This is a genomic window from Fulvimonas soli (assembly GCF_003148905.1).
GTDB classification, from domain to species: Bacteria; Pseudomonadota; Gammaproteobacteria; order Xanthomonadales; family Rhodanobacteraceae; genus Fulvimonas; species Fulvimonas soli.
Map to the genome: position 1 here is coordinate 175360 of NZ_QGHC01000004.1, position 26522 is coordinate 201881.

The 26522-nt window shown below is 72.1% G+C and carries 20 protein-coding genes and 1 tRNA gene; 8 read left to right on the plus strand and 13 right to left on the minus strand.

Annotation, left to right across the window (positions count from 1 at the left end; genetic code table 11):
- Positions 1-10 precede the first annotated feature (10 nt).
- Positions 11-2188, minus strand: coding sequence for a glucoamylase family protein (locus C7456_RS06450; RefSeq protein ID WP_211306281.1), 2178 nt, complete (start codon positions 2186-2188; stop codon positions 11-13).
- A gap of 203 nt (positions 2189-2391) precedes the next feature.
- On the opposite strand from C7456_RS06450, the gene C7456_RS06455 reads away from it, so the two are divergent.
- Complete coding sequence (locus tag C7456_RS06455; protein ID WP_109722927.1) at positions 2392-2685, plus strand: hypothetical protein; 294 nt, start codon at positions 2392-2394, stop codon at positions 2683-2685.
- Positions 2686-2877: 192 nt separating this feature from the next.
- Here the strand turns inward: C7456_RS06455 and C7456_RS06460 are convergent.
- A tRNA-Ser gene (locus C7456_RS06460) sits at positions 2878-2967 on the minus strand.
- A gap of 222 nt (positions 2968-3189) precedes the next feature.
- Positions 3190-4470, minus strand: a complete 1281-nt coding sequence (gene serS, locus C7456_RS06465) for a serine--tRNA ligase (protein WP_109722928.1) — start codon at positions 4468-4470, stop codon at positions 3190-3192.
- A gap of 146 nt (positions 4471-4616) precedes the next feature.
- On the opposite strand from serS, the gene C7456_RS06470 reads away from it, so the two are divergent.
- Complete coding sequence (locus tag C7456_RS06470; protein WP_109723087.1) at positions 4617-5345, plus strand: DUF3047 domain-containing protein; 729 nt, start codon at positions 4617-4619, stop codon at positions 5343-5345.
- 76 nt (positions 5346-5421) lie between these two features.
- On the opposite strand, the gene C7456_RS06475 is transcribed toward C7456_RS06470, so the two are convergent.
- Both C7456_RS06475 and C7456_RS06480 read right to left on the minus strand, forming a co-directional pair.
- Positions 5422-6000 carry a hypothetical protein gene (locus C7456_RS06475; RefSeq protein ID WP_109722929.1) on the minus strand — a complete coding sequence of 193 codons (579 nt, stop codon included), beginning with the start codon at positions 5998-6000 and terminating at the stop codon, positions 5422-5424.
- Positions 6001-6073: 73 nt separating this feature from the next.
- A complete protein-coding gene (locus C7456_RS06480; RefSeq protein WP_109723088.1) occupies positions 6074-7411 on the minus strand; it encodes a replication-associated recombination protein A in 1338 nt (445 codons plus the stop codon).
- A gap of 210 nt (positions 7412-7621) precedes the next feature.
- On the opposite strand from C7456_RS06480, the gene C7456_RS06485 reads away from it, so the two are divergent.
- Entirely contained in the window at positions 7622-10642 is a 3021-nt protein-coding gene (locus C7456_RS06485; protein WP_245889791.1) for a ligand-binding sensor domain-containing diguanylate cyclase, read from the plus strand.
- 13 nt (positions 10643-10655) lie between these two features.
- Here C7456_RS06485 and C7456_RS06490 read toward each other — a convergent pair whose 3' ends face one another.
- From C7456_RS06490 to ald, 4 genes are all read right to left on the minus strand, one after another.
- The gene (locus C7456_RS06490; protein WP_109722931.1) at positions 10656-11321 is read right to left on the minus strand and encodes a YoaK family protein; all 666 of its coding nucleotides are present in this window, start codon (positions 11319-11321) and stop codon (positions 10656-10658) included.
- Between the two features lie 10 nt (positions 11322-11331).
- Positions 11332-11988 carry an outer membrane lipoprotein periplasmic chaperone LolA gene (gene lolA / locus C7456_RS06495; protein WP_109722932.1) on the minus strand — a complete coding sequence of 219 codons (657 nt, stop codon included), beginning with the start codon at positions 11986-11988 and terminating at the stop codon, positions 11332-11334.
- Positions 11989-12406: 418 nt separating this feature from the next.
- Complete coding sequence (locus tag C7456_RS06500; RefSeq protein ID WP_109722933.1) at positions 12407-14734, minus strand: DNA translocase FtsK; 2328 nt, start codon at positions 14732-14734, stop codon at positions 12407-12409.
- A gap of 183 nt (positions 14735-14917) precedes the next feature.
- Complete coding sequence (ald, locus tag C7456_RS06505) at positions 14918-15982, minus strand: alanine dehydrogenase (protein WP_109722934.1); 1065 nt, start codon at positions 15980-15982, stop codon at positions 14918-14920.
- Positions 15983-16188: 206 nt separating this feature from the next.
- Between ald and trxB the strand changes: the two genes are divergently transcribed.
- From trxB to aat, 3 genes are all read left to right on the plus strand, one after another.
- Positions 16189-17148: a thioredoxin-disulfide reductase gene (gene trxB / locus C7456_RS06510; protein WP_109722935.1), complete on the plus strand. Its 960-nt coding sequence runs from the start codon at positions 16189-16191 to the stop codon at positions 17146-17148.
- A gap of 216 nt (positions 17149-17364) precedes the next feature.
- Positions 17365-18495: a GNAT family N-acetyltransferase gene (locus tag C7456_RS06515; protein ID WP_109722936.1), complete on the plus strand. Its 1131-nt coding sequence runs from the start codon at positions 17365-17367 to the stop codon at positions 18493-18495.
- Entirely contained in the window at positions 18492-19232 is a 741-nt protein-coding gene (gene aat / locus C7456_RS06520) for a leucyl/phenylalanyl-tRNA--protein transferase (protein WP_109722937.1), read from the plus strand. The genes C7456_RS06515 and aat overlap by 4 nt, the downstream gene beginning before the upstream one ends.
- Positions 19233-19349: 117 nt before the next feature.
- Here aat and C7456_RS06525 read toward each other — a convergent pair whose 3' ends face one another.
- Together C7456_RS06525 and C7456_RS06530 are read right to left on the minus strand one after the other, a co-directional pair.
- Positions 19350-20228: an SDR family oxidoreductase gene (locus C7456_RS06525; protein WP_109722938.1), complete on the minus strand. Its 879-nt coding sequence runs from the start codon at positions 20226-20228 to the stop codon at positions 19350-19352.
- A 24-nt stretch (positions 20229-20252) separates the two neighbouring features.
- Positions 20253-20624 carry a VOC family protein gene (locus C7456_RS06530; RefSeq protein WP_109722939.1) on the minus strand — a complete coding sequence of 124 codons (372 nt, stop codon included), beginning with the start codon at positions 20622-20624 and terminating at the stop codon, positions 20253-20255.
- A 95-nt stretch (positions 20625-20719) separates the two neighbouring features.
- On the opposite strand from C7456_RS06530, the gene C7456_RS06535 reads away from it, so the two are divergent.
- Positions 20720-21142 carry a MarR family winged helix-turn-helix transcriptional regulator gene (locus C7456_RS06535; RefSeq protein WP_109723089.1) on the plus strand — a complete coding sequence of 141 codons (423 nt, stop codon included), beginning with the start codon at positions 20720-20722 and terminating at the stop codon, positions 21140-21142.
- 337 nt (positions 21143-21479) lie between these two features.
- Here the strand turns inward: C7456_RS06535 and ispG are convergent, their stop codons facing one another.
- Both ispG and C7456_RS06545 read right to left on the minus strand, forming a co-directional pair.
- Complete coding sequence (gene ispG / locus C7456_RS06540) at positions 21480-22736, minus strand: flavodoxin-dependent (E)-4-hydroxy-3-methylbut-2-enyl-diphosphate synthase (RefSeq protein WP_109722940.1); 1257 nt, start codon at positions 22734-22736, stop codon at positions 21480-21482.
- A 94-nt stretch (positions 22737-22830) separates the two neighbouring features.
- A complete protein-coding gene (locus C7456_RS06545; protein ID WP_109723090.1) occupies positions 22831-24774 on the minus strand; it encodes an acetyl-CoA hydrolase/transferase C-terminal domain-containing protein in 1944 nt (647 codons plus the stop codon).
- Positions 24775-24848: 74 nt separating this feature from the next.
- On the opposite strand from C7456_RS06545, the gene C7456_RS06550 reads away from it, so the two are divergent.
- Complete coding sequence (locus C7456_RS06550; protein WP_109722941.1) at positions 24849-26282, plus strand: phospholipase D-like domain-containing protein; 1434 nt, start codon at positions 24849-24851, stop codon at positions 26280-26282.
- Positions 26283-26522 lie beyond the last annotated feature (240 nt).

Consider the following 26522-nt stretch of genomic DNA (forward strand, 5'->3'; position numbering starts at 1 on the left):
CGGCAAGCGTTCAATCGCGGTCCGGCACCAGCCCGATCGCCAGCTGCATCCTGCGGATCTCCGGATTGGACATGAAGGCGCGCCAGACCAGGCCGGTGCGGCCGTTCTCGATCATCACCGCCTGCGGCGCCTGGTTGAGGCCCATGGCGATGCCGGAGTACCAGTTCACCTGCTCGTTGAAGGCGTCGCGGAAGCCGTAGATGTCCCACAGCTGCGCGCCGAGGTCGCGGTACCAGTGGCGGATCGCCGCCAGCGAGGCCGCGGGCGTGTAGGCGTAGGCGCTCACTGCGCCGGTGGGCGCGAGGGTGCCGTCGTCGGTGAGGAAGGGCTTGTACTCGTGGTACTCGTCGTCGGGGCCGTCCACCGCGGTCAGGCCCCAGCTGTCGGCGCCGTAGCCCTTGAAGTGGCCGGGGTTGGCCTCGGCGTACTTGCGGCTGACCCGCGACTGGTCGCGGTTGCTCGAGAAGTAGTTGGAATAGCGGTCGCGCACGCCGCGCGGGTCGTAGCCCAGGTACGAATAGTGGGTGAAGAACAGCGGCCCGGGCGAACCCGGCGAGGTGGCGGTGGGCGGGTAGTAGGTCTGCGTCAGCCGGATGCCGTAGTAGTCGTGCGGCACGCCGTAGGGCTCGCCGGTGCCCTCGCGCGTGTAGCCGGTCCGGTAGATGCCGGGCGGCGACGGATGGGTCGGCGAGGCGATCGCCAGCAGGTAGGCGATCATCACCTCGTTCCAGCCCTGCAGCCGGTTGGCGATGTGGAAGCCGTAGTTGGGCGACCAGTGCCAGTACAGCGCGTCGCGCCTGGCGGTGGCGCGGAACCAGTCCCAGTCCACGCCTTCCCACAGCCGGGTGATGCGCGCGCGCAGCTCGCGCTCCTCGGGCGTGTCGCGCGTGTAGTAGCCGCGCGCGGCGAGCAGGCCCTGCATCAGGAACGAGGTCTCGACCAGGTCCGCGCCGTCGTCGTAGATCATGAACAGCGCCACCGCGCGCCCGGTCCGGCCGCTGATGAAATGCGGCCAGGCGCCGTGGAAGCGGTCGGCGCGGGCCAGGAAGCCGGTGATCTTCAGCATGCGGTCCACCGCCTGCTCGCGCGTGATGAAGCCGCGCTCGGCGGCCACGATCATCGCCATGATGCCGAAGCCGCTGGCGCCGGTGGCGATCACGTCGTCGTCGCCCGGCTGCGACTCGCGCGCCATGCCGGAGTTCGGCTCGGCCGCGTCCCAGTAGTAGCGGAAGCTGGCCTCCTGCACCATCGTCAGCAGCTCGTCGTCGCTCATCGGATGCGTCGCGGCGTCGGCCTCGTTCGACGGCGGCGACTCGGCCAGCGCCGAGGTGCGCGCCGACACCTTGTACGCCGCCTTCGCGTGCGGGTCGCCAAGGTAGTCCGAATAGAGGCTCACGCCGTAGCGCTGCACGCCGACCGGCTTCCACGCGCCGCCGTTCAGGGAACGGTAGACCACGTACTGCGCCACGTCCGGGTCGGCCACGCCGTCCCATTGCAGCAGCACGTGCCGCTCGTAGCCGCGCGCCCGCAGCCGCGCGGGCGCCGGCGGCGGCGTGGCGGAACCGGCGTCCGCCTGGATGCGCAGGTCGTCCAGGTACAGCGTGTGCGCCTTGCCGTTCGCCGCGCCCTGCGAGAACACCACCGCGCCGAGGCGGCGCGGGTCGAACGGCTCGGCGGAATCGGCCTTGAAGCTGGTGAGCGGGATGCGCACGCGGGTCCATCGCCGGGCGGGGATCGCCCCGCTGAAATCCGCCAGCGGCCGCGGCGCGGTGTGCGCGACGTCCAGCCCGAACAGGCGGCCGCCGCGCTCGGTGGCGACCAGCGCGATGCGCGGCAGGTCGGCCGCGGCGATGCCCTCCTCGCTCCACAGCCACAGGTACAGCGTGTCGCCCGCCCACAGCGTGTCGCGGTTGCGCCAGCGGTAGACGTTGATCCGCGCGTCCCAGGCGCCGTTTGGCGCGGACCGCCAGGCCAGCTTCAGCGCGTTCGGCCCGCTGACGTACTGCTCGGTCGTCACCGGCAGCTTGCCGTCGACCAGCGCCAGCGTGCTGGGCGCGGTGATGGCGCCCTCGCTGTAGGGATAGGAACCCGCCGCCAGGCTGGTGTCGAAGAACACCTCGTTCGAGTAGTGCTGGTCGGCGTGCGCGGGCACGGCCAGCGCCAGGAACACCAGCAAGGCTGCGGGCAAATGCAGACACGGGAAACGCATGGAAGGCGGCCTCTGCGGACGCGGTCGGCAAGACGAAGGCCAACGGTGCCACCGTACCCATGCGACGGCAAGCCGAACGCGAAAGCATGGCGTGGCAACGGGAAGCCCTTGCAGATGCGCCCATTGACGTCCGCTTCAGCGAAATGCAGCCAGAGTGCGGCTTTCGCTGCCGGAGTCCCCGCATGAAAATCCAGACTCTTTCCCTGCTCTGCCTGCTGGCATTGGCCGGCTGCCACGCCCACCGCGACGACGCTTCCACCGCGGCCTCCACGGGTGCCAAGGCGGACAAGTCCAGCGAGAAGACCCGCGACAGCCTGATGGACAGGAGCATGCAGGTGCAGGACCAGCACTGGGCCAGCAACCCGGCCGGCACAAGCTCCGCCGCCGCGCCTGCCGCGGCATCGAGCAGCAGCTCCGCAATCCATGCCGGCGCCACGCCGGCGACGATGGACAGTCCGGCGGCAACGAAGCACTGAGGCTGGCTTCTTCGATACGGCTTGCCGGCTCACGCGAGAGCCTCATGGCGAAGCCATCAAGCACGTCACCCTGAGCTTGGACTCCTTGCTCTTTGGATGCCAAGCGCGTCGGGTCGATGCCCGAGGCACGCCACCTTCCGCTAGTTTGATTCAACGAGAGCCGAAGGCGGGACCAGCCCTTTTCACGAAACTTGGCGGAGAGAGTGGGATTCGAACCCACGGAAGGTTTGACCCTTCGCCGGTTTTCAAGACCGGTGCCTTAAACCGCTCGGCCATCTCTCCGATCGCATGGTTGCCGGCGCGCTCGGCGCACCGCTTCGCTGGCTTGCCCGGCGGCTTCCCTGTCTTCCGCTTTTCGGCTCAATAGCCGTGCCCTTGGCCTCATCGCCACCGCGGCACTGGATTCCCGCCTCCGCGGGAATGACGTCCCGGGACATGCCCACGCATCCTAGCAAGGATGGACGGCATCGTCGCGGCCAGCGGCCCACGCCGCAGTCGCCGTCCTCAGGCGATCGCCTCCAGGCCGCCCATGTACGGGCGCAGCGCCTCGGGCACGGTGATCGAGCCGTCGGAGTTCTGGTAGTTCTCCATCACCGCGATCAGGGTGCGGCCCACGGCGAGGCCGGAGCCGTTCAGGGTGTGCACCAGCTCCGGCTTGCCGGTGTCCGGGTTGCGCACGCGGGCCTGCATGCGGCGGGCCTGGAAGTCCTCGCAGTTGGAGCAGGAGCTGATCTCGCGGTAGGCGCCCTGGCTGGGCAGCCACACTTCCAGGTCGTAGGTCTTGGCCGCGGCGAAGCCCATGTCGCCGGTGCACAGCAGCACCTTGCGGTACGGCAGGCCGAGCTTCCTGAGCACGGTCTCGGCGTGGCCGACCATCTCCTCCAGCTGGGCGTAGGAGTCGGCGGCGCGGGCGACCTGCACCATCTCCACCTTCTCGAACTGGTGCTGGCGGATCATGCCGCGCACGTCGCGGCCGTAGCTGCCGGCCTCGGCGCGGAAGCACGGGGTGTGCGCGGTGAGCCGCAGCGGCAGCTCGGCGGCGTCGAGGATGCTGTCGCGCACGAGGTTGGTCAGCGACACCTCGGCGGTGGGGATCAGGTAGCGCTTCGACTCGCCCACCTGGGTGGCGAACAGGTCTTCCTCGAACTTGGGCAGCTGGCCGGTGCCCTGCATGGTGTCGGGGTTGACCAGCAGCGGCACGTTGCATTCCAGGTAGCCGTGCTCGCGGGTGTGCAGGTCGAGCATGAACTGGGCGAGCGCGCGGTGCAGCCGGGCCAGCTGGCCGCGCAGCACGGTGAAGCGCGCGCCGGAGAGCTTCGCGCCGGCCTCGCCGTCCAGCCAGCCGTGGCGGGCACCGAGGTCGACATGGTCCTTCACCTCGAAGTCGAAGCGGCGCGGCTCGCCCCACTTCAGCACTTCCCGGTTGTCGTGCTCGTCCCTGCCCCGCGGCACGGACTCGTGCGGGAGGTTGGGGATGCCGAGCGCGATGCCCGCGAGCCGGGCCTGCACCTCGGCCAGCGCCTGCTCGTTGGCCTTGAGCCTGTCGCCGATGCCGGCGACCTCGGCCATCAGCGGCGCGACGTCCTCGCCCCTGGCCTTGGCCTGGCCGATCGCCTTGGAACGGGTGTTGCGCAGGTTCTGCAGCTCCTGCGTCTCGGTGGCCAGGCGCTTGCGCTCGTTCTCGAGCGCCTCGACCGCGGCCACGTCGAGCGCGTAGCCGCGCGTCTCCGCCAGGCGGGCGGCGGTTTCGGCGAGTTGGCCGCGCAGCAGCACCGGGTCCAGCATGGTCGTTCCTTGCAAGCGGATAAGACCGGAATTATCGCGGCGGCGACCGCGGCCGCGCAAATGCGCCACGTTGCGCCGACGCCGCCTGCACATGCCGCCGCGCAGGCTGGCGCATGCCCCCGATGCCAGGCCGTTCCGCAATGCCGATGCACCGACTCCTCCGGCCCGCGATGGCGAGTCTGCTCGCGCTCTCCCCGGTTCCCGCGCCGGCGGCCGGGCCGTCGCTCGATTTCTCCGGCGCGGCGCCCGGCACGAACCTGCCGGCCGGCTGGACGCGCTACGCCATGTCCCGCCACAAGCCGCCCGCCGCGGTGACGGTGGAAGCGATGGACGGCCGCAGCGTGGTCCACATCGCGGCCGACCGCGGCGCCGGCGCCATCGCGCACCGCTTCGACGCGCCGGCGCAGTCCACCCTGCGCTGGCGCTGGAAGATCGACCGCACCGTGGCCAAGGGCGACCTGGGCAAGAAGGCGGGCGACGATTTCGCGGCGCGCGTCTACGTGTTCTTCGACGTGCCCCGCAGCCAGCTCACCTTCGGCCAGCGCATGAAGCTGGCGCTGGCGCGCGACTTCACCGGCCAGGACCTGCCCGGCGCGGCGCTCTGCTACGTGTGGGACAACCGCCACCCCGTCGGCACCGTCGCGCCCAACCCGTTCTACGCGCCGGTGCGCACCATCGTGGTCGAGAGCGGCGACGCCAGGGCCGGCCAGTGGCAGGCGGAAACGCGCGATCTCGCGGCGGATTTCCGCAAGGCGTTCGGCACGCCGGCGCCGCGGATCACCGGCATCGCCATTGCGGCGGACACCGACAACACCCGCTCGCAGGCCAACGCCTGGTTCGCCGACCTCGCGCTGGAGCCGGCCGCCACGCCGTGAGTGCCCGGCGGGGCGGCCGTTCCGGCCCGACCAACCCGCCGCCCGCTCGCGCCTGCGGCGGGCATTCGCCGCGCGCTCAGCGTGCCGCGCGGCGTTCGCTCCAGCCGATCCACCAGGCCATCGCGGCGCCGGCCAGCAGCCAGCCGACCACCTGCTCGACCAGCGCCGCCAGGGTGAAGTCGCCGGGGAAGCGGTACCAGGTCCAGTACGGCACCTGGACACCGAGCCAGGCGAACAGCGCCGCCGCCAGCGCCAGGCCCAGGCGCTGGCGGAACGTCAGCGCGGCCAGCGTCATCACGAAGGCCAGCGCCAGCGCGGCCAGCGTGTTGGAGAGCCACTGGTGGAACAGCTGCCGGCCCATCCGGGTCATGTCCTTGCCGCGCGGCTGGTAGATGATCCAGGCGTAGGGCGAGGCGGAGCTCTTGTCGCTGTAGGCCTGCACCGCCGCCCGGTCGCCCATCTTCTCCGGCCCCAGCCAGGGCAGGACGTACACGCCGGGATCGTCGCCCAGCCCCTCGTGCAGGACGCCCAGCACCTTGTCCTCGGCCGCCGGCGGGCGCAGCCCGACGTTGCCCAGCCCGAGCGCCGTGTGGGCGATGGCGCCCCACAGGAACACCACGATGCCGCCGACGATGCCGGCGATGAATACGCGCATGACACATCCTCCCCTCCGAGGCGTGCCGCGACTCTAGGCCCGCGCCGCCGCGGCGGCAAGCCGGCCGGGCGGCCTAGCCGCCGCGCGCCTTCCGCCGCGCCTCGCGCAGGGCGGCGAGCTTCTCGCGCAGCTTGGCCTCCAGCCCGCGCTCGGTCGGCTCGTAGAACACCGTGCCGTCCAGCGCGTCGGGCAGGCACTGCTGGTCCAGCGCCACGCCGCCGGCGACGTCGTGGTCGTACTGGTAGCCCTTGCCGTAGCCCAGTCCCTTCATCAGCCTGGTCGGCGCGTTGCGCAGGTGCATCGGCACCTCCAGCGTGCCGGTCTCGCGCACCGTGGCGCGCGCCGCGTTGTAGGCCTGGTAGGCGGCGTTGCTCTTGGGCGCGACGGCCAGCCAGAGGGCGAGCTGCGCCAGGCCCAGCTCGCCCTCCGGCGAGCCCAGCCGCTCGTAGGTGTCCCAGGCGTCCAGCGCCATGCGCCAGGCGCGCGGCTCGGCGAGCCCGACGTCCTCCACCGCCATGCGGGTCATGCGGCGGGCCAGGTACAGCGGGTCGCAGCCGCCGTCGAGCATGCGGCACAGCCAGTACACCGCGGCGTCCGGGTCGGAGGAGCGCACCGACTTGTGCAGCGCCGAGATCTGGTCGTAGAACTGCTCGCCGCCCTTGTCGAAGCGGCGCGTGCGGTCGGCCAGCACCTGCTCCAGCGTGGTCTCGCCGATGCGGCCGTCCTCGGCCAGCTCGCCGGCGATCTCCAGCAGGGTGAGCGCGCGGCGCACGTCGCCGTCGGCGGCCTGCGCGATCAGGCGCAGCGCGGATTCGTCCACCGAGAGGCGCAGCCCGCCCAGCCCGCGCTCCCCGTCGTCCAGCGCGCGGTGCAGCGCCGCGACGATGTCGTCGGCCGAGACGGCCTCCATCACGTGCACGCGGCAGCGCGAGAGCAGCGCCGAGTTCAGCTCGAACGAGGGGTTCTCGGTGGTGGCGCCGACGAAGATGATGACGCCCTTCTCGATGTGCGGCAGGAAGGCGTCCTGCTGCGCCTTGTTGAAGCGGTGCACCTCGTCCACGAACAGCACGGTGCGCCGCCCCTGCGCGAAGTTGGCCTCGGCCTCGGCCAGCGCCTTGCGCACCTCCGGCAGGCCGGACAGCACGGCGGAGACGGCGCGGAAGTCGGCGTCGGCGTAGCGCGCCACCAGCAGCGCCAGGGTGGTCTTGCCGCAGCCGGGCGGGCCCCACAGCACCATCGAGTGCACGCGGCCGGCCTCCAGCGCGCGGCGCAGCGCCTTGCCGGGACCGAGCAGGCGCTGCTGGCCGACGATCTCGTCCAGCGTGCGCGGGCGCATGCGCTCGGCCAGCGGCTTGAGCGCGTCGGGCTCGGGGAACAGGCCGGCGTCCCGGGGAGTGAACGTGGAGGGCATCGCGGCATGATAGGACAGGATGCCGCAGGCGGCGCCGCCGCGCTTGCACACGGCGGCGCGGAGCACCCGCTATCATGCGTCCCCAGCGGCGCAGGGGCCGCGGCGGGGTGACGGCATGGCGAGAAGGCAAGCTTCCCTGGGACGGTTGAGGATGGCCGCCTCCGCGCTTCCCGTCGCCCGCCCTTCTTCCCGCCAGCCATGAGCCGCCGCATGCGCCGCCTCTCCGGCTGGCTCGCCCTGCTCGTCTTCCTGCTTTGCGCGCTGCCGTCCGGCGCGACGGGCGCGGACGACCCGTGGGAGCCGTTCGACACGCCCTGGTTCGACCGGCTGGGCATCGCCGACGGCCTGCCGCACTCGATCACCACCGCGGTGGTGCAGGACCGCCAGGGGCTGGTCTGGATCGGCACGATGGGCGGGCTGGTGCGCTACGACGGCTACCGCCTGCAGGTCTTCGCCGACGTCGCCGGGCGCGCGCCGGGCCTGCCCGACGCCTACGTGCGCTGCCTGCTCGCCCTGCCCGACGGCGGCCTGCTGATCGGCACCAACGCCGGCGGCCTGAGCCGCTTCGACCCGGCCGGCAACCGCTTCCGCAACTACCCGGTCGGCGACGGCGGCACCGTCGACCGCAAGATCTACGCCCTGGCGGACGACGGCGGGCACGGCGTGTGGATCGCCACCGAGCACGGCCTGGACCACCTGGACCTGGCCAGCGACCGCATCGAGCACGTCGCCACCGGCGACGGCCCCGCCCCGCGCAGCTTCAGCGTGCTGCAGGACCGCGCGGGCAACCTGTGGCTGGGCAACAACGCCGGGCTGTTCGTGCGCCGGGCCGGCACGCGCGAATTCGTGCGCCCGCCGCGCCCGCGCGAGGAGAGCGTGGCGATCGTGCTGGCCGACCAGATCTGGGCCCTCCGCGAGGACCGCGAAGGCCGCCTCTGGGCGGGCAGCGTGCAGGCCGGCGCGGCCTGGCGCGACCCGGACGGCGGCTGGCACGCCGTCCCCGGCTTCAGCGGCTACCAGGCCGATCACGCGCGGCGCGCCACCGTGCGCGACTTCCAGGAGCTCGCCTCGGGCACGATGTGGATCGCCACCGACGGCAGCGGCGTGCTGGCCTACGCGCCCGGCGCGGCGGCGGTGCGCGAGATCGGCCACGACACCGCGATGCCGTCCTCGCTGCCGGGCGACTCCGTGCGCGCGCTGATGCTGGACCGCTCGGGCAACGTCTGGGCCGCCACCGACCTGGGCGTAGCGCACACCCACCCGGACGCGCGCACCGCCTTCGCGCTGCTGCCGTCGATGCGCGAGGCCCACGCGCTGGCCAACACCAACGTGCGCGGCATCTACGTCGACCGGCGCAAGCGCATCTGGCTGGGCCTGAGCGCGGGCCGCATCGACGTGATCGACCTGGCGGCCGGGCAGATCCGCCACCTCGAGCTGGACGGCAGCCAGCGCCGCCGCGACGTGCAGGCGTTCGCCGAGACGCCGGACGGCGCCATCTGGGTCGGCACCCAGGGGCTGGCGCGGGTGGACCCGGACAGCCTGGCCGTGCAGGACTCCGTCCTGCCCGCGCTCGACGACGCGCCGGTGCTGCACCTGCTGGCCGACGGCGAGCGCCTGCTGATCGCCACCTACGACGGCGCCTACCGCTACGACCTGCGCACGCGGGCGCTGCAGCACCTGGAGCACGCCGAGCGCGATCCCGGCAGCCTGGCCGGCAACACCGTGCGCAGCATCGCGCGCGTCGGCGGCGCGATCTGGTACCTGACCGGCCGCGGCATCAGCATCGCCGCCGACGCCGGGCAGGATCGCGGCTTCGTCAACCTGGCGGCGCGGCCGGGCGATCCGCATTCGCTGCCGGCCAACCCGGTCAGCTCGGTCGCGGTCGATCCGGCCGGCCGGGTCTGGGTCGGTACCGCCGGCGGCCTGGGCCTGCTCGACGCGCCCGCGCCGCCGTACCGCTTCCGCCGCTTCGGCACTGCCGACGGGCTGGACAGCGACAACGTCAACGCCGTGCTGTCCGACGACCGCGGCAACCTCTGGCTGAGCCTGCCCAACGGCATCGCGATGATCGACGGCGCCAGCCATGCCGTGCACACCCTGGGCATCCGCGACGGCCTGCGCATCCCCAGCTACATCTACGCCGCCGCCACGCGCGCGCCGGGCGGCGAGCTGCTGTTCGGCGGCCTGGGCGGCCTGACCGTGATCCGCCCCGGCTGGCAGCCGCCGCCGGTCCCCGACGCGCCGCTGGCGGTCAGCCAGGCGGTGGTCAACGGCGCGCCGCTGCCGTTCGGCCAGCTGCCGCGCCCGGGCGACACGCTCACGCTGGCGCCGCGCAAGCGCAGCCTGCGCGTGGACTTCGCCCTGCTCGACTACCAGGCGCCCTCCGAGACGACCTACAGCTACCGCATGGAGGGCTTCGACGAGGGCTGGATCGAGATGCCCCGCGGAAGCCTGCCCAGCGCCATCTACACCAACCTGCCGCACGGCGAGTACACGCTGCGGCTGCGCGCGCAGACGCGCGGCATGCGGCCGCGCACCGTCGAGACCGCCTTCAGCGTGCGGGTGGAGCCGCGCTGGTACGAGACCGCCGCGGCGCGGCTGGTGGCGGTGCTGCTGCTGTTCCTGCTGGTCGTCGGGCTGGTGCAGCTGCGCACGCTCTACCTGCGCCGGCAGGCGCGGCAGCTGCAGCGCCAGATCGACATGCACACGCACGAGCTGCTGGAAGCCAACCGCCGGCTGGACGAGCTGGCCAGCACCGACGAGCTGACCGGCGCCTGCAACCGCCGCCGCTTCCTCGAGCTGGCCGAGGGCATCCGCCAGACCGCGCAGGACGGGCACGCCTGCATGGCGCTGCTGGACCTGGACCGCTTCAAGCGGATCAACGACACCTACGGCCACCTGGCGGGCGACGCGGTGATCCGCGGCGCGGCCCGGAGCATCCTGCGCCAGTGCCGCGCCGGCGACCTGGCCGGCCGCTACGGCGGTGAGGAGCTGGTGGTGTGCCTGCCGGACTGCGCGCTGGCGGACGGCATGGCGATCGCCGAGCGCATCCGCGCCAGCCTGGCCGCCGGCGGCATCGCCCACGGCGGCCAGACGCTGGCGGTGACGGCCAGCATCGGCGTGGCGGCCTACCGCAAGGGCGAGAGCCTGGCGCAGTGGCTGTCGCGCGCCGACGGCGCGCTGTACGAGGCCAAGCGCGCCGGGCGCAACCGCTGCGTCGCGGCGCCGTGACGGCGCGGCGCCTTCACCGCGCCATCGCGCGGTGCCGGTAGATCGCGTAGCCCAGCCCGACCAGGCCGGTGAGCGCGGCCGGCGCCAGCAGCACCCGCTCCTGCAGCCAGGCGAAGCCGACCGCGCCGGCGGTCGCGCCGATGATGAAGTTGGTCGCCACCAGCAGGCAGACGTGGATGCGCAGCATGTCCACCTCCAGCCCGCGCAGGCGCTGGCCGAGGTAGATGCCCAGGTCGGTGAAGATGCCGGACAGGTGGGTGGTGCGGAAGGTGGCGCCGCTGTAGGTGCTGACCATCGCGTTCTGCAGGCCGCAGGCCGCCGAGGCGAGGTAAAGCCCGAGGTCGCGGCCGTCGTGGATCAGCGGCGTGGCGGCGAACAGCAGCGCCGACTCGATCATCAGCACCACGCCGTAGCGGCGGCCCAGCTGCAGCGTGCGCTGCTGCACGATGAAGCCGCTGGCCACCGCGCCGGCGAGGAAGGAGGCGATCGCCAGCGCCCAGTGCACGATCTCGCCGGGGTCCAGGCGCGAGAGCGCGATGCCGAGCTCGGTGCTGGTGCCGGTGAGGTGGGTGATCGGCTGGTGGCGGAAGCACAGGTAGCCGACGGCGTTGATGCTGCCGGCGATGAACGCCAGCAGGCCTCCGCCGATCCAGGCCCAGCGCGGTAGTTGGCGCAGCATGCGCGGGGCTTCAGTCCTTCAGCGGCCGGGTGGTGATCACCGGCAGGTCGCCGATCACGTCGGCGCCCTTGGGCGGGGTGAACTCGAAGGTGCCGGGCGGCACCGGCGCGTTGCGCTGCCAGCCGGAGAAGCGGATGTCGGTGACCGCGCCGAGCTGGTCGCGGAAGCTCATCCGCGCCAGGCCGTGCTCGTCGAAGCCGAGGTCGGCGTAGTCGAACTGCGGGTCCTTGGCGGTGGAGGTCAGGCGCAGCCACAGCAGGCCGTCGCGCTCGCCCTGCTCGGTCACCTTGAAGTCGCGGTCGAGCTGCCTGAGGTCGGTGATCACGGTGAGCGGGCTGTGCGCCTCCTCGGTGCTCTGCACGCGCACGGTGACCTGCTCCAGCTCGGGGTCGTACAGCCACACGCGGCTGCCGTCGGCGACGATGGTCTGCCTGTACGGCGCGGTGGTCTCCCAGCGGAACTGCCGCGGCGCCTCCAGCGCCAGCGTGCCGGAGCTGGTCTTGGGCGCCTGCCCCTCGCCGCCGCTCAGGGTCTGGGTGAAGCGGCCGGTGAGCGAGTGCAGGCCGCCGGCGAAGGCGTCCAGCCGCGCGCGCGCGGTGTCGGCGGCCCGGGCCGGGCCGGCCAGCGGCAGCAGGAATGCGGCGGCGATGAGGAGGAGGCGTTTCATGGAGGCCCTGTGCGGGGTGCGGTTGGCGCATTGTAAGCGGGAAGGCTTAACCGGGCGCCGACCCGCGCGCTTTTGCTCCTTCTCTCCTGCGGGAAGAAGAGTGGGATGAGGGGGCGGTGCTTGCGGGAGCGCGCAACGGGTCGGGGCCAACAAGCGGATACTGCGGCGAGCCATGGCCCCTCGCCCCGGCCCTCGCCCCGGCGGGGAGAGGGAGCAAAGCATTCGACCCTTCCGCGCGCTTTCCTGCCCCTTCTCCCCTGCGGGGAGAAGGTTGGGATGAGGGGGCGGTCTTGCGGAAGCGCCGCGATGGATCGGGGCCAGCAGGCAGGTACTGCGGCGAGCCCCGCCCCCCGCCCCGGGGGGGAGAGGGCGCAAAGCGAGGGCCACTCCCTTCTCCCCGAGGAGTGGGAGAAGGCGGTCAGCCCTTCGGCGGCGGCGGGGCCAGCACCTCGCGGTTGCCGTTGTGCTGGGGCGCGCTGACCACGCCGTCGGCCTCCATCTGCTCGATCAGCCGCGCGGCGCGGTTGTAGCCGATGCGCAGGTGGCGCTGCACGCCGGAGATCGAGGCGCGCCGCGTCTGCGTGACGATCGCCACCGCCTTGTCGTACAGCTGCGCGTCGGCGTCGCCGCCCTCCTCGCCCTCCTGCGGCAGGCCGGCGTCGTTGATGAACTTGCCGTCGGCGGTGGCCTGCACCTCCTCCAGCACGCCCTCGATGTACTGCGGCGAGCCCTGCGCCTTCAGCCAGGCCACCACGTTGTGCACCTCGTGGTCGTCCACGAAGGCGCCGTGCACGCGCTCGGGCGTGGCGGTGCCCGGCGGCAGGTACAGCATGTCGCCGTGGCCGAGCAGCGTCTCCGCGCCGGACTGGTCGAGGATGGTGCGCGAGTCGATCTTGCTGGACACCTGGAAGGCGATGCGGGTGGGGATGTTGGCCTTGATCAGGCCGGTGATCACGTCCACCGACGGGCGCTGCGTGGCCAGCACCAGGTGCACGCCGGCGGCGCGCGCCTTCTGCGCCAGGCGGGCGATCAGCTCCTCCACCTTCTTGCCGACGATCATCATCATGTCGGCGAACTCGTCGATGATCACGACGATGTAGGGCAAGGGCTCCAGCGGCTCGGCGGCCAGGTTGGGCATCTCGGGGTTGGGCCGGAACAGCGGGTCAAGCAGCGGCTGGCCGGCGTTCTCGGCGTCCTTCACCTTCTTGTTGAAGCCGGACAGGTTGCGCACGCCCACCGCGGCCATCAGCTTGTAGCGGCGCTCCATCTCCGCCACGCACCAGCGCAGCGCGTTGGCCGCCTCCTTCATGTCGGTGACCACCGGCGCCAGCAGGTGCGGGATGCCCTCGTACACCGACAGCTCCAGCATCTTCGGGTCGATCATGATCATCCGCACGTCCTTGGGGCTGGCCTTGTACAGCAGGCTCAGCACCATGGCGTTGACCGCCACCGACTTGCCCGAGCCGGTGGTGCCGGCCACCAGCAGGTGCGGCATCTTGGCCAGGTCCGCCACCACCGGGCGGCCGCCGATGTCCTTGCCCAGCGCCAGCGTGAGCGGCGACTTCATCTGGTCGTACTTGTCCGAGCGCAGGATCTCGGACAGGTAGACGATCTGCTTCCTGGCGTTGGGGATCTCCAGGCCGATCACGTTCTTGCCGGGGATCACGTCGACCACGCGCACGCTCACCACCGACAACCCGCGCGCGATGTCCTTGTCCAGGCTGGACACCTGCGAGCCGCGCACGCCGGCGGCGGGCTCCAGCTCGAAGCGGGTGATCACCGGGCCGGGGTAGACGCCCACCACCTTGGCCTCGATGCGGAAGTCCTTGAGCTTGAGCTCGACCTGGCGCGAGAGCACCTCCAGCGTCTCCTCCGAGTAGCCCGGGCCCTGCTCCGGCGCCTCGTCCAGCAGCGACAGCGGCGGCAGCTCGCCCGGCTGCGAGGCGCCGGTGAACAGCGGGATCTGCGTCTCCACCCGGGCGCGCTCGCTCTTGGCCACCGGCGCCGCCGGCGCCTCGATGCGCACCGGCTCGCGCCTGGCCTGCTTCACCGCCTCGGTCTTCTTGACCACCTCGCGCTCGGCGCGGGCCTGCTGCGCGATGAGCACCTCCGGCGCCTTGCGCAGCTTGCCGCGCAGCCAGCCGAACAGCGCCAGCGTGGCCTGGCCGGTCCAGTCCATCACCTTGAACCAGGACAGCCCGGTGGCCAGCGTCACCGCCACCAGGAACAGCGCCAGCAGCAGCAGCGGCGCGCCGGTGGGCCCGAACGCGCGCAGCAGCGCGCCGCCCACCCACTGCCCGATGATGCCGCCCACGCCCTGCGGCAGCACCGGCGTGCCGTTGAAGTTGAGGTAGAGCAGCGCCGGCGCGGTGATGAAGAAGAACACGAAGCCGATCAGCCGCAGCGACGGCTCCCACGGGTGCACGCTGCGCTCGCCGTGCTGGCGCAGCACCTGCACGCCCAGCAGCAGGAGCAGCAGCGGGAAGCAGTAGGACACCAGCCCGAAGATGTAGCGCAGCAGGTTGGCGATGTCGGCGCCCACCGCGCCGCCGAAGTTGCGCGCGTGCTCGGCCGTGCCGACGTGGCCCCAGCTCGGGTCCTGGTCGTTGTAGCTGAGCAGGCACACCAGCAGGTACAGGGCCAGCGGCAGCAGCAGCAGCGCGCCGGCCTCGCGCAGGCGGCGCTTGAGCTCCTCGCTCAGCCCCACTTTCTCTTTTTCTTTCTTGACGTTCGCGCTGCGCGCCACCGGGTTGGGCTTCCTACGGATGATCGGTCCAAGTCTACACAGCCGCTCCACCGTCCAGAAGGCTCGCCGCGCACGCTTCCCGGCAGGGCCGCGGCGCCGGAAACGGCGCGGGCGCCGCCGGCCCTGCCGCATCGGGCAGGACCGGCGACGCCCGCGCACGGGCCCGTCGCTGGGCGGCCGGGCTCAGGCCATGCCCTGCAGGGCCGGATGCACCAGCTTGCCGCCGTCGACGTTGATGCCCTTCTTCAGCGGCTCGAAGTCGCGCCACTCGGCGCCGGCGGCCAGGCGCTGCACGTAGGGCAGGATCGCGGCGGAGATCGCCAGCGAGGAGGTCTGCGGCACCGCGCCGGGCATGTTGGTCACGCAGAAGTGGGTGACGCCGTGCACCTCGTAGGTCGGCTCCTTCCAGGTGGTCGGGCGCGAGGTCTCGAAGCAGCCGCCCTGGTCGATCGAGATGTCCACCAGCACGCTGCCCTTCTCCATCGTCCTGACCATCTCCTCGGTGACCACGCGCGGGGCCTTGGCGCTGGGGATCAGCACGGCGCCCACCACGATGTCGGCGTCGCGCACCTCCTCGGCCACGCTGGACTCGTAGGCGTACAGCGCGGTGACGTTGGGGCCCAGCGCCATCATCTCGGCCAGGCGGTCCTGGCGCTTGTCGAACACCACCACGTTGGCGCCCGCCGCCGCGGCCAGCGCGGCGGCGTTGCCGCCCGCGGCGCCGGCGCCCAGCACCACCACCTTGCCGCGCGGCGTGGAGGCCATGCCGCCCAGCAGCTTGCCCTTGCCGCCCTGCGGGCGGTGCAGCAGCGTGGTGCCGATCTGGGTGGCGATGCGGCCGGCGATCACCGACATCGGCAGCAGCAGCGGCAGGCCGCCGTTCTCCTCCACCGACTCGAACGCCACGCCGGTCAGGCCGATGTCGAGCAGCGACCTGGTCAGCGCCGGCTCGGCGGCCAGGTGCAGGTAGCAGAACAGCAGGTGGTGCTTCTTCAGCAGGGCGAGGTCGCCGGCGATCGGCTCCTTCACCTTGACGATCAGCTCGCCGGCCTCGTACAGCGCGGCGGCGTCCGGCACGATCTTCACGCCGACCTTGGCGTAGGCCTCGTCGGCGAAGCCGCTCTTCTCGCCGGCGCCGGACTGGATGAACACCTCGTGGCCGCGGCGGACCAGGTCGGCGGCGGCGGCGGGGACGAGGGCGACACGACCTTCGAGGGTCTTGGTTTCAGAGGGGATACCGATGCGCATGGAGAGTCCTGTGTGCTTCAAGCAAAAGCCACGGGGTCGCCGTGGCCGGTGGTGAAATCCGCTGCTCCTTGAATCGTGCCGTGCGGTTCCCCATCCTTCCGGGTCAGCCTCCCCTTCCCCCGGTTTCCAGGTCGCGGCGAAGAAACCTTCGCGCGGGGTGAAGCGAAAACCGTTTCGAGCCGCCAGCAAACCCAAGGATTATAACCATGACCACCCCCAAGCACAGCCGCCTGCTGATCCTCGGTTCCGGCCCCGCCGGCTATACCGCGGCGGTGTACGCGGCGCGTGCCAACCTCAAGCCCACGCTGATCACCGGCCTGCAGCAGGGCGGCCAGCTGATGACCACCACGGACGTGGACAACTGGCCCGGCGACGTCGAGGGCCTGCAGGGCCCGGCGCTGATGCAGCGCATGGCCGAGCACGCCGAGCGCTTCCACACCGAGATGGTGTTCGACCACATCCACAGCGTGGACCTGAAGCAGCGCCCGTTCCGCCTGAAGGGCGACTCGGGCGAGTACACCTGCGACGCGCTGATCGTCGCCACCGGCGCCACCGCCAAGTACCTGGGCATCGCCAGCGAGGAGAAGTTCAAGGGCAAGGGCGTGTCCGCCTGCGCCACCTGCGACGGCTTTTTCTTCCGCGAGCAGGTGGTGGTGGTGATCGGCGGCGGCAACACCGCGGTGGAGGAGGCGCTGTACCTGTCCAACATCGCCAGCAAGGTCTACCTGGTGCACCGCCGCGACAAGCTGCGCGCCGAGAAGATCATGCAGGACAAGCTGTTCGAGAAGGCCGCCGCCGGCAGGATCGAGCTGGTGTGGAACCACACCGTGGACGAGGTGCTGGGCGACGACTCCGGCGTCACCGGCGTGCGCGTGAAGGACGTCAACTCCGGCGCCACCCGCGACATCGAGGCCACCGGCTTCTTCGTGGCGATCGGCCACACGCCCAACACCGGCATCTTCGAGGGCCAGCTGGAGATGCACGACGGCTACATCAGGATCCAAGGCGGCCAGAACGGCATGGCCACGATGACCTCGGTGCCCGGCGTGTTCGCCGCGGGCGACGTGGCCGACCATGTGTACCGCCAGGCGATCACCTCGGCCGGCTTCGGCTGCATGGCCGCGCTGGACGCCGAGCGCTGGCTGGAGCAGACGGGCGGCGTCTGACCCGTTTTTCCCTCTCCCCCCGAGGGGAGAGGGCTAGGGTGAAGGGCCAACCTAGCCCCGACGCTCGGCTCGGCTTGGGATGACGATCTTCCGCTTCGAGATTCTTACCACGACACGTCCGGGTGATGCGGCAGGACCGGCCCCCCACCCCCGACCCTCTCCCCGGAGGGGAGAGGGAACCGGCATGCGACTGGATGGCAATGGCATGATCGACCCGTGATCGAAGCCCGCTTCCACGACCGCATCGCCGACATCGCCGCGCCCGACTGGGACGCGCTGCGGCCGGACGACAACCCCTTCCTCGCGCACGCCTTCCTGCACGCGCTGGAACGCGACGGCTGCATCCGCGAGGACTGGGGCTGGCAGCCGCATCACCTGGGCCTGTACGAGCGCGGCCGCCTGGTCGCCGCCGCGCCGCTGTACCTCAAGGGCAACTCGCACGGCGAGTTCGTGTTCGACTGGAGCTGGGCCAGCGCCTGGGAGCGCGCCGGCGGCGACTACTACCCCAAGCTGCTCAACGCGGTGCCCTACTCGCCGGTGACCGGCCCTCGCCTGCTCGCCGGCGAGGGCGCGCACGCCCCGCTGCTGCGCCGCGCGCTGGCGCAGGCGATGCGCGCGGAGGCCGAGCGCCACGGCCTGTCCTCGGTGCACGCCAACTTCCTGCCCGAGGCGGAGACGGCGACCTTCGACGGCGACTGGCTGGCGCGCTCGGACGTGCAGTTCCACTGGCCCAACCGCGGCTACCGCGACTTCGACGGTTTCCTCGCCACGCTCAGCCACAAGAAGCGCAAGAACATCCGCCACGAGCGCGCGCAGGTCGCCGCCAGCGGCCTCGCCGTGGAAATGCGCGCCGGCGCCGCGCTCCCGGCGGACGAGTGGCGCGCGGTGCACGCGCTCTACGCATCGACCTTCGACGCCAAGGGCAACCATGCGGCGCTGACGCCACGCTTCTTCGCCGGCCTGCGCGCCTTCGGCGACGCCGTGCAGGTGGCGCTGGCGCGCGACGGCGGACGCATCGTGGCGATGGCGCTGTTCCTGCGCAGCCGCACGACGCTGTACGGGCGCTACTGGGGTGCCGCCGTCGAGGTGCCCGGCCTGCACTTCGAGCTGTGCTACTACCGCGGCATCGAGTACGCCATCGCCGAGGGCCTGGAGCGCTTCGAGCCCGGCGCGCAGGGCGAGCACAAGCTGGCGCGCGGCTTCCTGCCGGTGCGCACGCATTCGCGGCACTTCATCGCCGACCCGCGCTTCCGCGACGCCGTGCGCGCCGCGCTTGCGCGCGAGGCGCTGGCCGTCGACGCTTACCTGGACGACCTGGCCACGCACTCGCCCTACGCCCAGCGATGATCCGCCTGCCCCTGCTCCGCGACGACGCGCCCGAGGCGTTCCCCGATCCGGCGCGGGCGCTGGCCGAGCCCAACGGCCTGCTCGCCTTCGGCGGCGACCTCTCGCCGCGCCGCCTGCTCGCCGCCTACCGGCAGGGCATCTTCCCGTGGTTCAACGAAGGCGAGCCGATCCTGTGGTGGTCGCCCGACCCGCGCTGCGTCTTCCTCACCGCGCGCCTGCGGCCCAACCGCAGCCTGCGCCGCCAGCTGCGCGGCAAGGACTGGACGGTCACCGTGGACCGCGCCTTCCGCGCCGTGATGGAAGCCTGCGCCGCGCCGCGGCCGGGCCAGCGCGGCACCTGGATCGGCCCGGCGATGATCGAGGCCTACGCCGCCCTGCACGCGCAGGGCCACGCGCACAGCGTGGAAGTATGGGCCGGCGCGCGCCTGGTCGGCGGCATCTACGGCGTGGCGGTGGGCCGGCTGTTCTGCGGCGAATCGATGTTCAGCGCCGAGAGCGGCGGCTCCAAGCTGGCACTGTGCGCGCTGGCGCGGCGGCTGCGCGGCTGGGGCTTCCCGCTGATCGACGCGCAGGTGGGCAATCCGCACCTGCTGGCCCTCGGCGCGGTGGAAATCCCGCGCGGCGCCTTCCTCGCCCAGGCCCGGGCGCTGGCCGACCAGCCCTGCGACGATGTGCCCTGGCATGGCGCCGCGCCGCTGCACGCTGCCGAGCTGCTGCGGCAAGACGCCACCGCCTGAAGAAAAACGCACGACCGCTGCGCACGAGTGCGAACTGAGCTGCATCGGGCCGAGGCCGCCGCGTCCGCCGGCATCGCGCGGGTCGGCGGCGCATGGCATCCATCCGGAGCGCCGGGTTCAGGTGGCGGCAACCGCCTGCTCGACGGTCTGGCGCCAAGGGGTCGTCGGGCGGCCGATCAACGCGCTCAGCTGGCGGCCGTTGTCCTCCAGTCCACCCGTCGAGGCGGCGGCGTCCGAGTCCGCGACAAGTTCCGCCACGTCCTCGGGAAGCCCCATGCCGACAAGGGCGCCCTTGAAGTCCGCCTTGGGCATGTCCTTGTAGACGACCGGCCGGCCGGAGGCCGCCGCGATCGCGGCGGCGAGGTCGGCCAGGGTGTAGCTCTCGTCGCCGGCCAATTCATAGACGCGCCCCGCATGACCATCGGTCGTCAACACGACGGCGGCCGCCTCGGCGAAGTCCGCGCGCGTCGCGGTCGAGAAACGGCCCTCGCCCGCGCTGCCGAGCACCGCCCCATATTGCAGCGCTGGCGGGACGGAGGCCAGGTGGTTCTCCGTATACCACCCATGCCGGAGCAGCACGATCGGGAGGCCGGACGCCTTCAGGAGCGCTTCGGTCCGCCGGTGTTCCTCGCCGAGGCCGAGGGGCGAGGCGTCGGCATGGAGCAGGCTCGTATAGGCGAGCAGGCCGACACCTGCGGCCTTCGCGGCCTCGATGGCATTCCCGTGCTGGGCAGTGCGGCCGCCCATCGCGCTCGACGAGATCAGCAGCAGCCGATCGATGCCCTCGAAGGCCGCCGACAGGGTGTCGGGCCGCGTGTAGTCGGCAACGCGGACCTCGACGCCTTGCGCGGCGAACTGCCTGGCGACGTCGTGACGGGTCGAGCGGACGCCCGCCACGATGCTGCCCGCCGGAACCCGCTTGAGGAGTTCGCGGATCACGAGGCGTCCGAGCCCGCCGGTCGAACCGGTGACGAACAGTCGACTGGAATCCGCCATCTTGATTTCCTCGGGTCGCCGTGCTCAGGACTTCTCGACCGTATGGGGGGTGATCGTGTAGCCGAACGGGTCGCGGAACGCGAAGTAGCGGCCGAACGGCCCGTCCTTCGGCGCGAAGACGATGTGCGCCCCGTGCCGGACGAGATGGTCATGCAGCGCGTCGGCGTCATCGCAGCCGAACCAGATGGCGATGCCCTCGCCCAGTTCGTCCGTTCCCTTGAGTTCGACCAATGGGGTGCGGACGGCGAACGGGATGGGCCTGGTATCGAACACGACGGCGCCGGGGGGACTCTTGTCGGCGGCCTTCAGCCCGACGACTTCGGTGTAGAAGGTACGTGCGGCATCGAGGTCTTCAACTTGAATGCCGATGAAATCGGGTCCGATCAGATGGGGCATGACTGGGTTTCCTTTCGTTGGGCAAGGCGATAGTGTCAGTGTGCTGATACTTATATAAGGACCCTGATATGTCAAGCGGCGGGACCCACCCGAAGATGAGCGATCCGTACGCGACGATCGGCTATGCATTGAAGCTGGCCCAGCAGGCGCTGCGCACCCGTCTGGACTCCGGACTGCGGGAGATCGGGCTGACTACACCCCAGTACGCGGTCCTCACCTATCTGAGGGAGGAGGCAGGAGCCTCGAACGCCGCGCTCGCGCGCCGGGCTTTTGTGACCCCGCAGACGATGCAGGCCATCCTGGTCGCTCTCGAGCGCGCAGGCTTCATTTCGCGGACGCCCCATCCTGAACACGGGCGCGTCCAAAGGACCGAGCTGACGACGAAAGGCCGTGACGTACTGGAATCGGCCTCCGGGATCGTGGCCAGTGCGGAAGCGCGCCTGCGGGCCGCTTCCGCCCCTCTCGATCCGCAGACGGTCGCTGCCGTACTAGCAAGGTTTGCGGAAGCGCTCCGTTGAGCGACGGACGACCACCTGCAACCACTTCACTGGCGCGAAAGGGATGCCTCAGGCCATGGATGCGGCCGGTTTGACTAGCCCCTCGAGAGAGCACTGGCAATCAGTGGCAGATGTCCGCGAATCTGCTCGTGATATCGATCCTTACCTTCTTCGCTGAGGTTGCCCGTAAGGTGCTGCAATCTGTCGACCCCAGCGTTCGACCAACCTTGCCTTGCCGGGACAACCGGGCTTCCATTTTCCTGACCGATGCCTTCGCTGTGCTTGCCGCACTGCCAATGGCACATCGCCCATGTTCGATGTGCGCCAGCCGCTCCGCGGACCGCGCGCTTCCACGGCTTCAGCCGGCGCGACTGGCGTACTTGCGGCTGACGTAGTCGTCCAGGATGCCGACGAACTCGCTGGCGATGTTGTCGCCGCGCAGGGTCACCGCCTTCTCGCCGTCGATGAACACCGGCGCGGACGGCGCCTCGCCGTTGCCGGGCAGCGAGATGCCGATGTTGGCGTGCTTGGATTCGCCCGGCCCGTTCACCACGCAGCCCATCACCGCCAGGGTGAGGTTCTCCACGCCGTCGTACTTCACGCGCCACTCGGGCATCTTCGCCCGCACGTGCTCCTGCACCGTCTTGGCCAGCTCCTGGAAGAAGGTGCTGGTGGTGCGGCCGCAGCCCGGGCAGGCGGTGACCAGCGGGGTGAAGGCGCGCAGGCCCATGGTCTGCAGCAGCTCCTGCGCCACGACCACCTCGGCGGTGCGCGACTGCCCCGGCTCGGGCGTGAGCGAGATGCGGATGGTGTCGCCGATGCCCTCCTGCAGCAGCACCGCCAGCGCCGCGCTGGAGGCGGTGATGCCCTTGGAGCCCATGCCGGCCTCGGTGAGGCCCAGGTGCAGCGCGTAGTCGCAGCGCCCGGCCAGGTCGCGGTACACCGCGATCAGCTCCTGCACGCCGGAGACCTTGCACGAGAGGATGATGCGGTCGCGCGGCAGGCCGATCTCCTCGGCCCTCGCCGCCGAGTCCAGCGCCGAGCGGATCAGCGCCTCGCGCGCCACGTGGGCGGCGTCCCATGGCTCGGCGCGCCTGGCGTTCTCGTCCATCAGCGTGGCGACCATCGCCTGGTCCAGCGAACCCCAGTTGGCGCCGATGCGCACCGGCTTGCCGAACTGGATGGCCTTCTCGATGATCGCGGCGAACTGGCCGTCCTTCTTCTTGCCGAAGCCGACGTTGCCGGGGTTGATGCGGTACTTGGCCAGCGCCTCGGCGCAGGCGGGCTCGGACTCCAGCAGCTGGTGGCCGTTGTAGTGGAAGTCGCCGACGATCGGCACCTCCACGCCCATCATCGCCAGCCGCTCGGCGATGCGCGGCACCGCCGCGGCGGCGGCCGGCGTGTTCACCGTGATGCGCACCAGCTCGGAGCCGGCGCGGGCCAGCTCGGCGATCTGCCTGGCCGTGCTGGCCGGGTCCTCGGTGTCGGTGTTGGTCATCGACTGCACGACGACCGGCGCGCCGCCGCCCACCGTCACCTTGCCGATCCTCACGCCCACGCTCGGGCGGCGCGGCGCGGGCGCCGCCTCGCGCGGCTGCCGGGATGTCTCGCTCATGCCGAAACCACACAAAAACCAGGCCGCAGGACTGCGGCGAATGTCGCCAAGGATAGCCGATCGCCCTTGCGCCGACGTGACCGCCCGCTGTCGCTCAGCCGGCGCGGCGCAGCGCGGCCTGCAGCAGGCGCCGCTGCAGCCGGTCGGCGAGCCTCGCCGGCTGCGCCAGGTCCATGCGCTGCAGTGCCTCCGCCTCGCTTCCGGCCGGCTCGCCGGGGCGCAGCAGCGCGCCCAGCAGCGCCGCGCGCCCGCGCCAGCTGCCGCCGCGGCGCTCGAGCCATTCCAGCGCCTGCAGCAGGCGCCGCTCGACCTCGGTGAAGTCGCTGCCGAACGGGAACGCCGGCAGCAGCCCGCGCTCGGCCAGCGGCCGCAGCGCCTCGCGCAGGCACTCCGGGCGGTGCCGCCGCCAGGCCTCGGGGACGCGGAAGTCCGGCGCCAGCTTGCCGTGCGCCTTGGCTTCCGCGGCCAGCGCGTCGAGGAAGCGCGCGTCGCAGACCGACAGCATCGCCTCGATGCACTCGCCGTCGCTCTTGCCGCGCAGGTCGGCCACGCCGTACTCGGTGACCACCAGGTCGCGCAGGTGGCGCGGGATGGTGGTATGGCCGTAGTTCCAGCGGATGTTGGTCTCCACCCCGTGCCGGCCCTGCCGGGTCGCGCGCAGCAGCAGCGCGGAGCGGCCGTCCGGCAGCTCGTGCGCCATCGCCACGAAGTTGTACTGCCCGCCCACGCCGCTCACCACCTGGCCGTCGTCCAGCGCGTCGGACACCGCCGCGCCGAGCAGCGTGGCCATCATGCAGGTGTTGAAGAAGCGCGCGCCGCGCCGCTGCAGCGCGGCCAGCGCCTGGTGGTCGCCGTAGAGCTGGTTGACGTTGGACACCGGGCACATGTCGATCGCGTCCGGGTCGGCCGCCTCGGTGGCGGCGATCCACTCGTACAGCTCGCGCGTGCCGAGGAAGAAAGCGCCGCGCAGCCAGTGCCCGCCCGGCGTGTCCGGGTGCAGCCGGCCGGCGGCCGCGGCGCGCTCCAGCGCCAGGTTGTCCCAGCTGCGGCGCTTGAGGATGCCGGCGCGCGCCAGGTGCATGAAGCCGTCCATCACCATCTCGCTGGCGCCGTACAGGCCGGCGGCGAACGTTTCGAGCCCGCCGACGTGGCCGGCCAGCGCCTGCGTGGCGCCTTCCGCGTCCAGCGCCCGCAGGCCCTCGCGCCAGGCGGCGTTGTCCTGCTGGCGCAGCAGCAGCGCCTTGACCAGCGCGTCGGACAGCGCGCCGATGCCGATCTGCAAACAGCCGCCGTCCCGCACCAGCGCGCTGGCGTGCAGGCCGAGCGCGTACTCGGTCGGCTCCACCGGCTGGCGCGGCAGCGCGAACAGGCGCGGCGAGTGCGCCGGCGCCAGCTCGACGTCGAAGAAGCGCTCCGGCACCTGCGCGTGCCCGCTCAGGTACGGCAGCTCCGGGTGCACCACCGCCACGCACAGCGGCCGCGGCATGCCGGCCTGCTCCGTCCGCCTGAGGAAGTCCAGCGTGAGGTCGGGGTTGCAGGAGAGGCTGTAGCGCGCGCCGTCCGCCGTCTCCCGCCGCGCCACCAGCTGCACCAGCAGGTTGATGTCCTGCACCACCAGGTCGCGCGCCACGTGGGTGTAGTTCTGGCTGATGTAGTCGCGCTGCGCGCGGCCGGCGTGCAGCAGCGCGCCGGACTGCAGGTAGAACTCGTGCACCGCCACGTTGCCCGGCAGCGCGTCGCGCGCCATGTCCAGCGCGTAGGCGGGGTCCTCGCAGTCGGCGCCGAAGTGGCGGTCGAGGAACGGCTGCAGGAAGCGCGCCTCCAGGCCCGGCCGCGGCCGCGGCCGGGTCAGCGAGAGCGCGGTGTAGAGGGTCAGCGAGCGCGCGGCGTCCGCCGCGACCAGGCGGTAGAGCGCGTTGAGCAGCCCGTGCGGCTTGCCCAGTCCCAGCGGCGCCGCCACGCGCAGGTGCGCTCCCAGCCGTTCGGCCAGGTGCCGCGCGCAGGCATCGGTGTCGGTGAAGCGGAGCTGGGGCGACATGCGCCGATCATGGCAGAAGCCTTCGCCGCAGCGCATCTACGGCATCGTCGCAGGCATGCCCTACACTCCCCGGCATGCCCTCGCTGCCGCTCGCCTCCACCGCCAGCCGCCTGCTCGCCGAGCAGGCGCTGAGCCGCGCCGCCGGCGCGCCGCTGCTGGGCGGCAACGCGGTGGAGCTGCTGATCGACGCCGAGGCGCACTACGCCGCTTGGCTGGCGGCGATCCGCGGCGCGCGGCGGCGCGTGCTGCTGGAGAACTACATCATCCGCGACGACGAGGTCGGCCGCGCCTTCCGCGACGCGCTGGTCGAGCGCGCGCGCGCCGGCGTGCGGGTGGCGGTGATCTGCGACTGGATGGGCTGCCTGGGCCAGTCGCGCGGCCGGTTCTGGAAGCCGCTGCGCGAGGCCGGCGGCGAGGTGCGCGTGTTCAACCCGCCGAAGCTGGGCCAATCGTTCGGCTGGCTGAGCCGCGACCACCGCAAGCTGCTCGCGGTGGACGGCCGGCTCGGCTTCCTCTCCGGCGTGTGCATCAGCGCCAAGTGGCTGGGCGACCCCCGGCGCGGCGTGCCGCCATGGCGCGACACCGGCGTGGCGCTGCGCGGCCCGGCGGTGGCGGAGCTGGAGCACGCCTTCGCGCAGAACTGGCGCGGCATGGGCCCGCCGCTGCCGGACTTCGGCGACGAGGTTCCCCCCATCGCCGGCGACGTGGCGCTGCGGGTGATCGCCACCCAGCCCTCCACCGCCGGCATGTACCGGCTGGACCAGCTGATCGCCGCGATGGCGCGGCGGACGCTGTGGCTCACCGACGCCTACTTCGTCGGCGTGGCGCCCTACGTGCAGGCGCTGGCCGCGGCCGCGCGCGACGGCGTGGACGTGCGCCTGCTGGTGCCCGGCAGCAGCGACATCCCGATGGTGGCGGGCATGTCGCGCTCCGGCTACCGGCCGCTGCTGAAGGCCGGCATCCGCGTGTTCGAGTGGAACGGCTCGATGCTGCACGCCAAGACCGCGGTGGCCGACGGCCTGTGGGCGCGGGTGGGCTCGTCCAACCTCAACGTGGCGAGCTGGCTCAACAACCACGAGCTGGACGTGGCGGTCGAGGACGCCGGCTTCGCCACGCAGCTGGCCGCGCAGTACGAGCGCGACCTGGCCGACGCCACCGAGATCGTGCTGGCGCCGCGCCGCTACCGCAGCGGCGAGCGCGTGAGCAGCACCCAGGCGCGCCCGCCGCGGCCGCGCCGCGCAGGCGGCAGCTCGGGCCGCGCGGCGGCGGGCGCGCTGCGCATCGCCAACCGCGTCGGCGCCGCGCTGACCGACCGCCGCGAGCTGGGCGACACCGCCACCGGCCCGCTGCTCGGCGGCACCGTCCTGCTGCTGGCGCTGGCCGTGGTCGGCGCGCTCTGGCCCGCCGCGCTCGCCTGGCCGCTGGCGGCGATCGCGGCGTGGTTCGCGCTCAACCTCGGCATCGACGCCTGGCGCCAGCGCCGGCGGCATCGCAACGACGCCGCCTGAGCGCCTGTCCACGCTTCCCCCATGTTCCACCAGAAGCCGTCTGCGCCGCGGCCTGACGGGAGCAGCGCATCGCGGCCGGAGGCCGCTTCCACGAGGGTGGAGGGGTGCCGCCATCCGGGGGCATGAGGCCGGCGGCCCGAGGCCGATGGAGCCGTCGCGGCGGAAGGCCGCCCCCGCCCTCGGCCCGCAGCGGCGGGAGGCGAGAAAGTTCTTTCACAGGCACCGGCAAGCGCTTGTTCT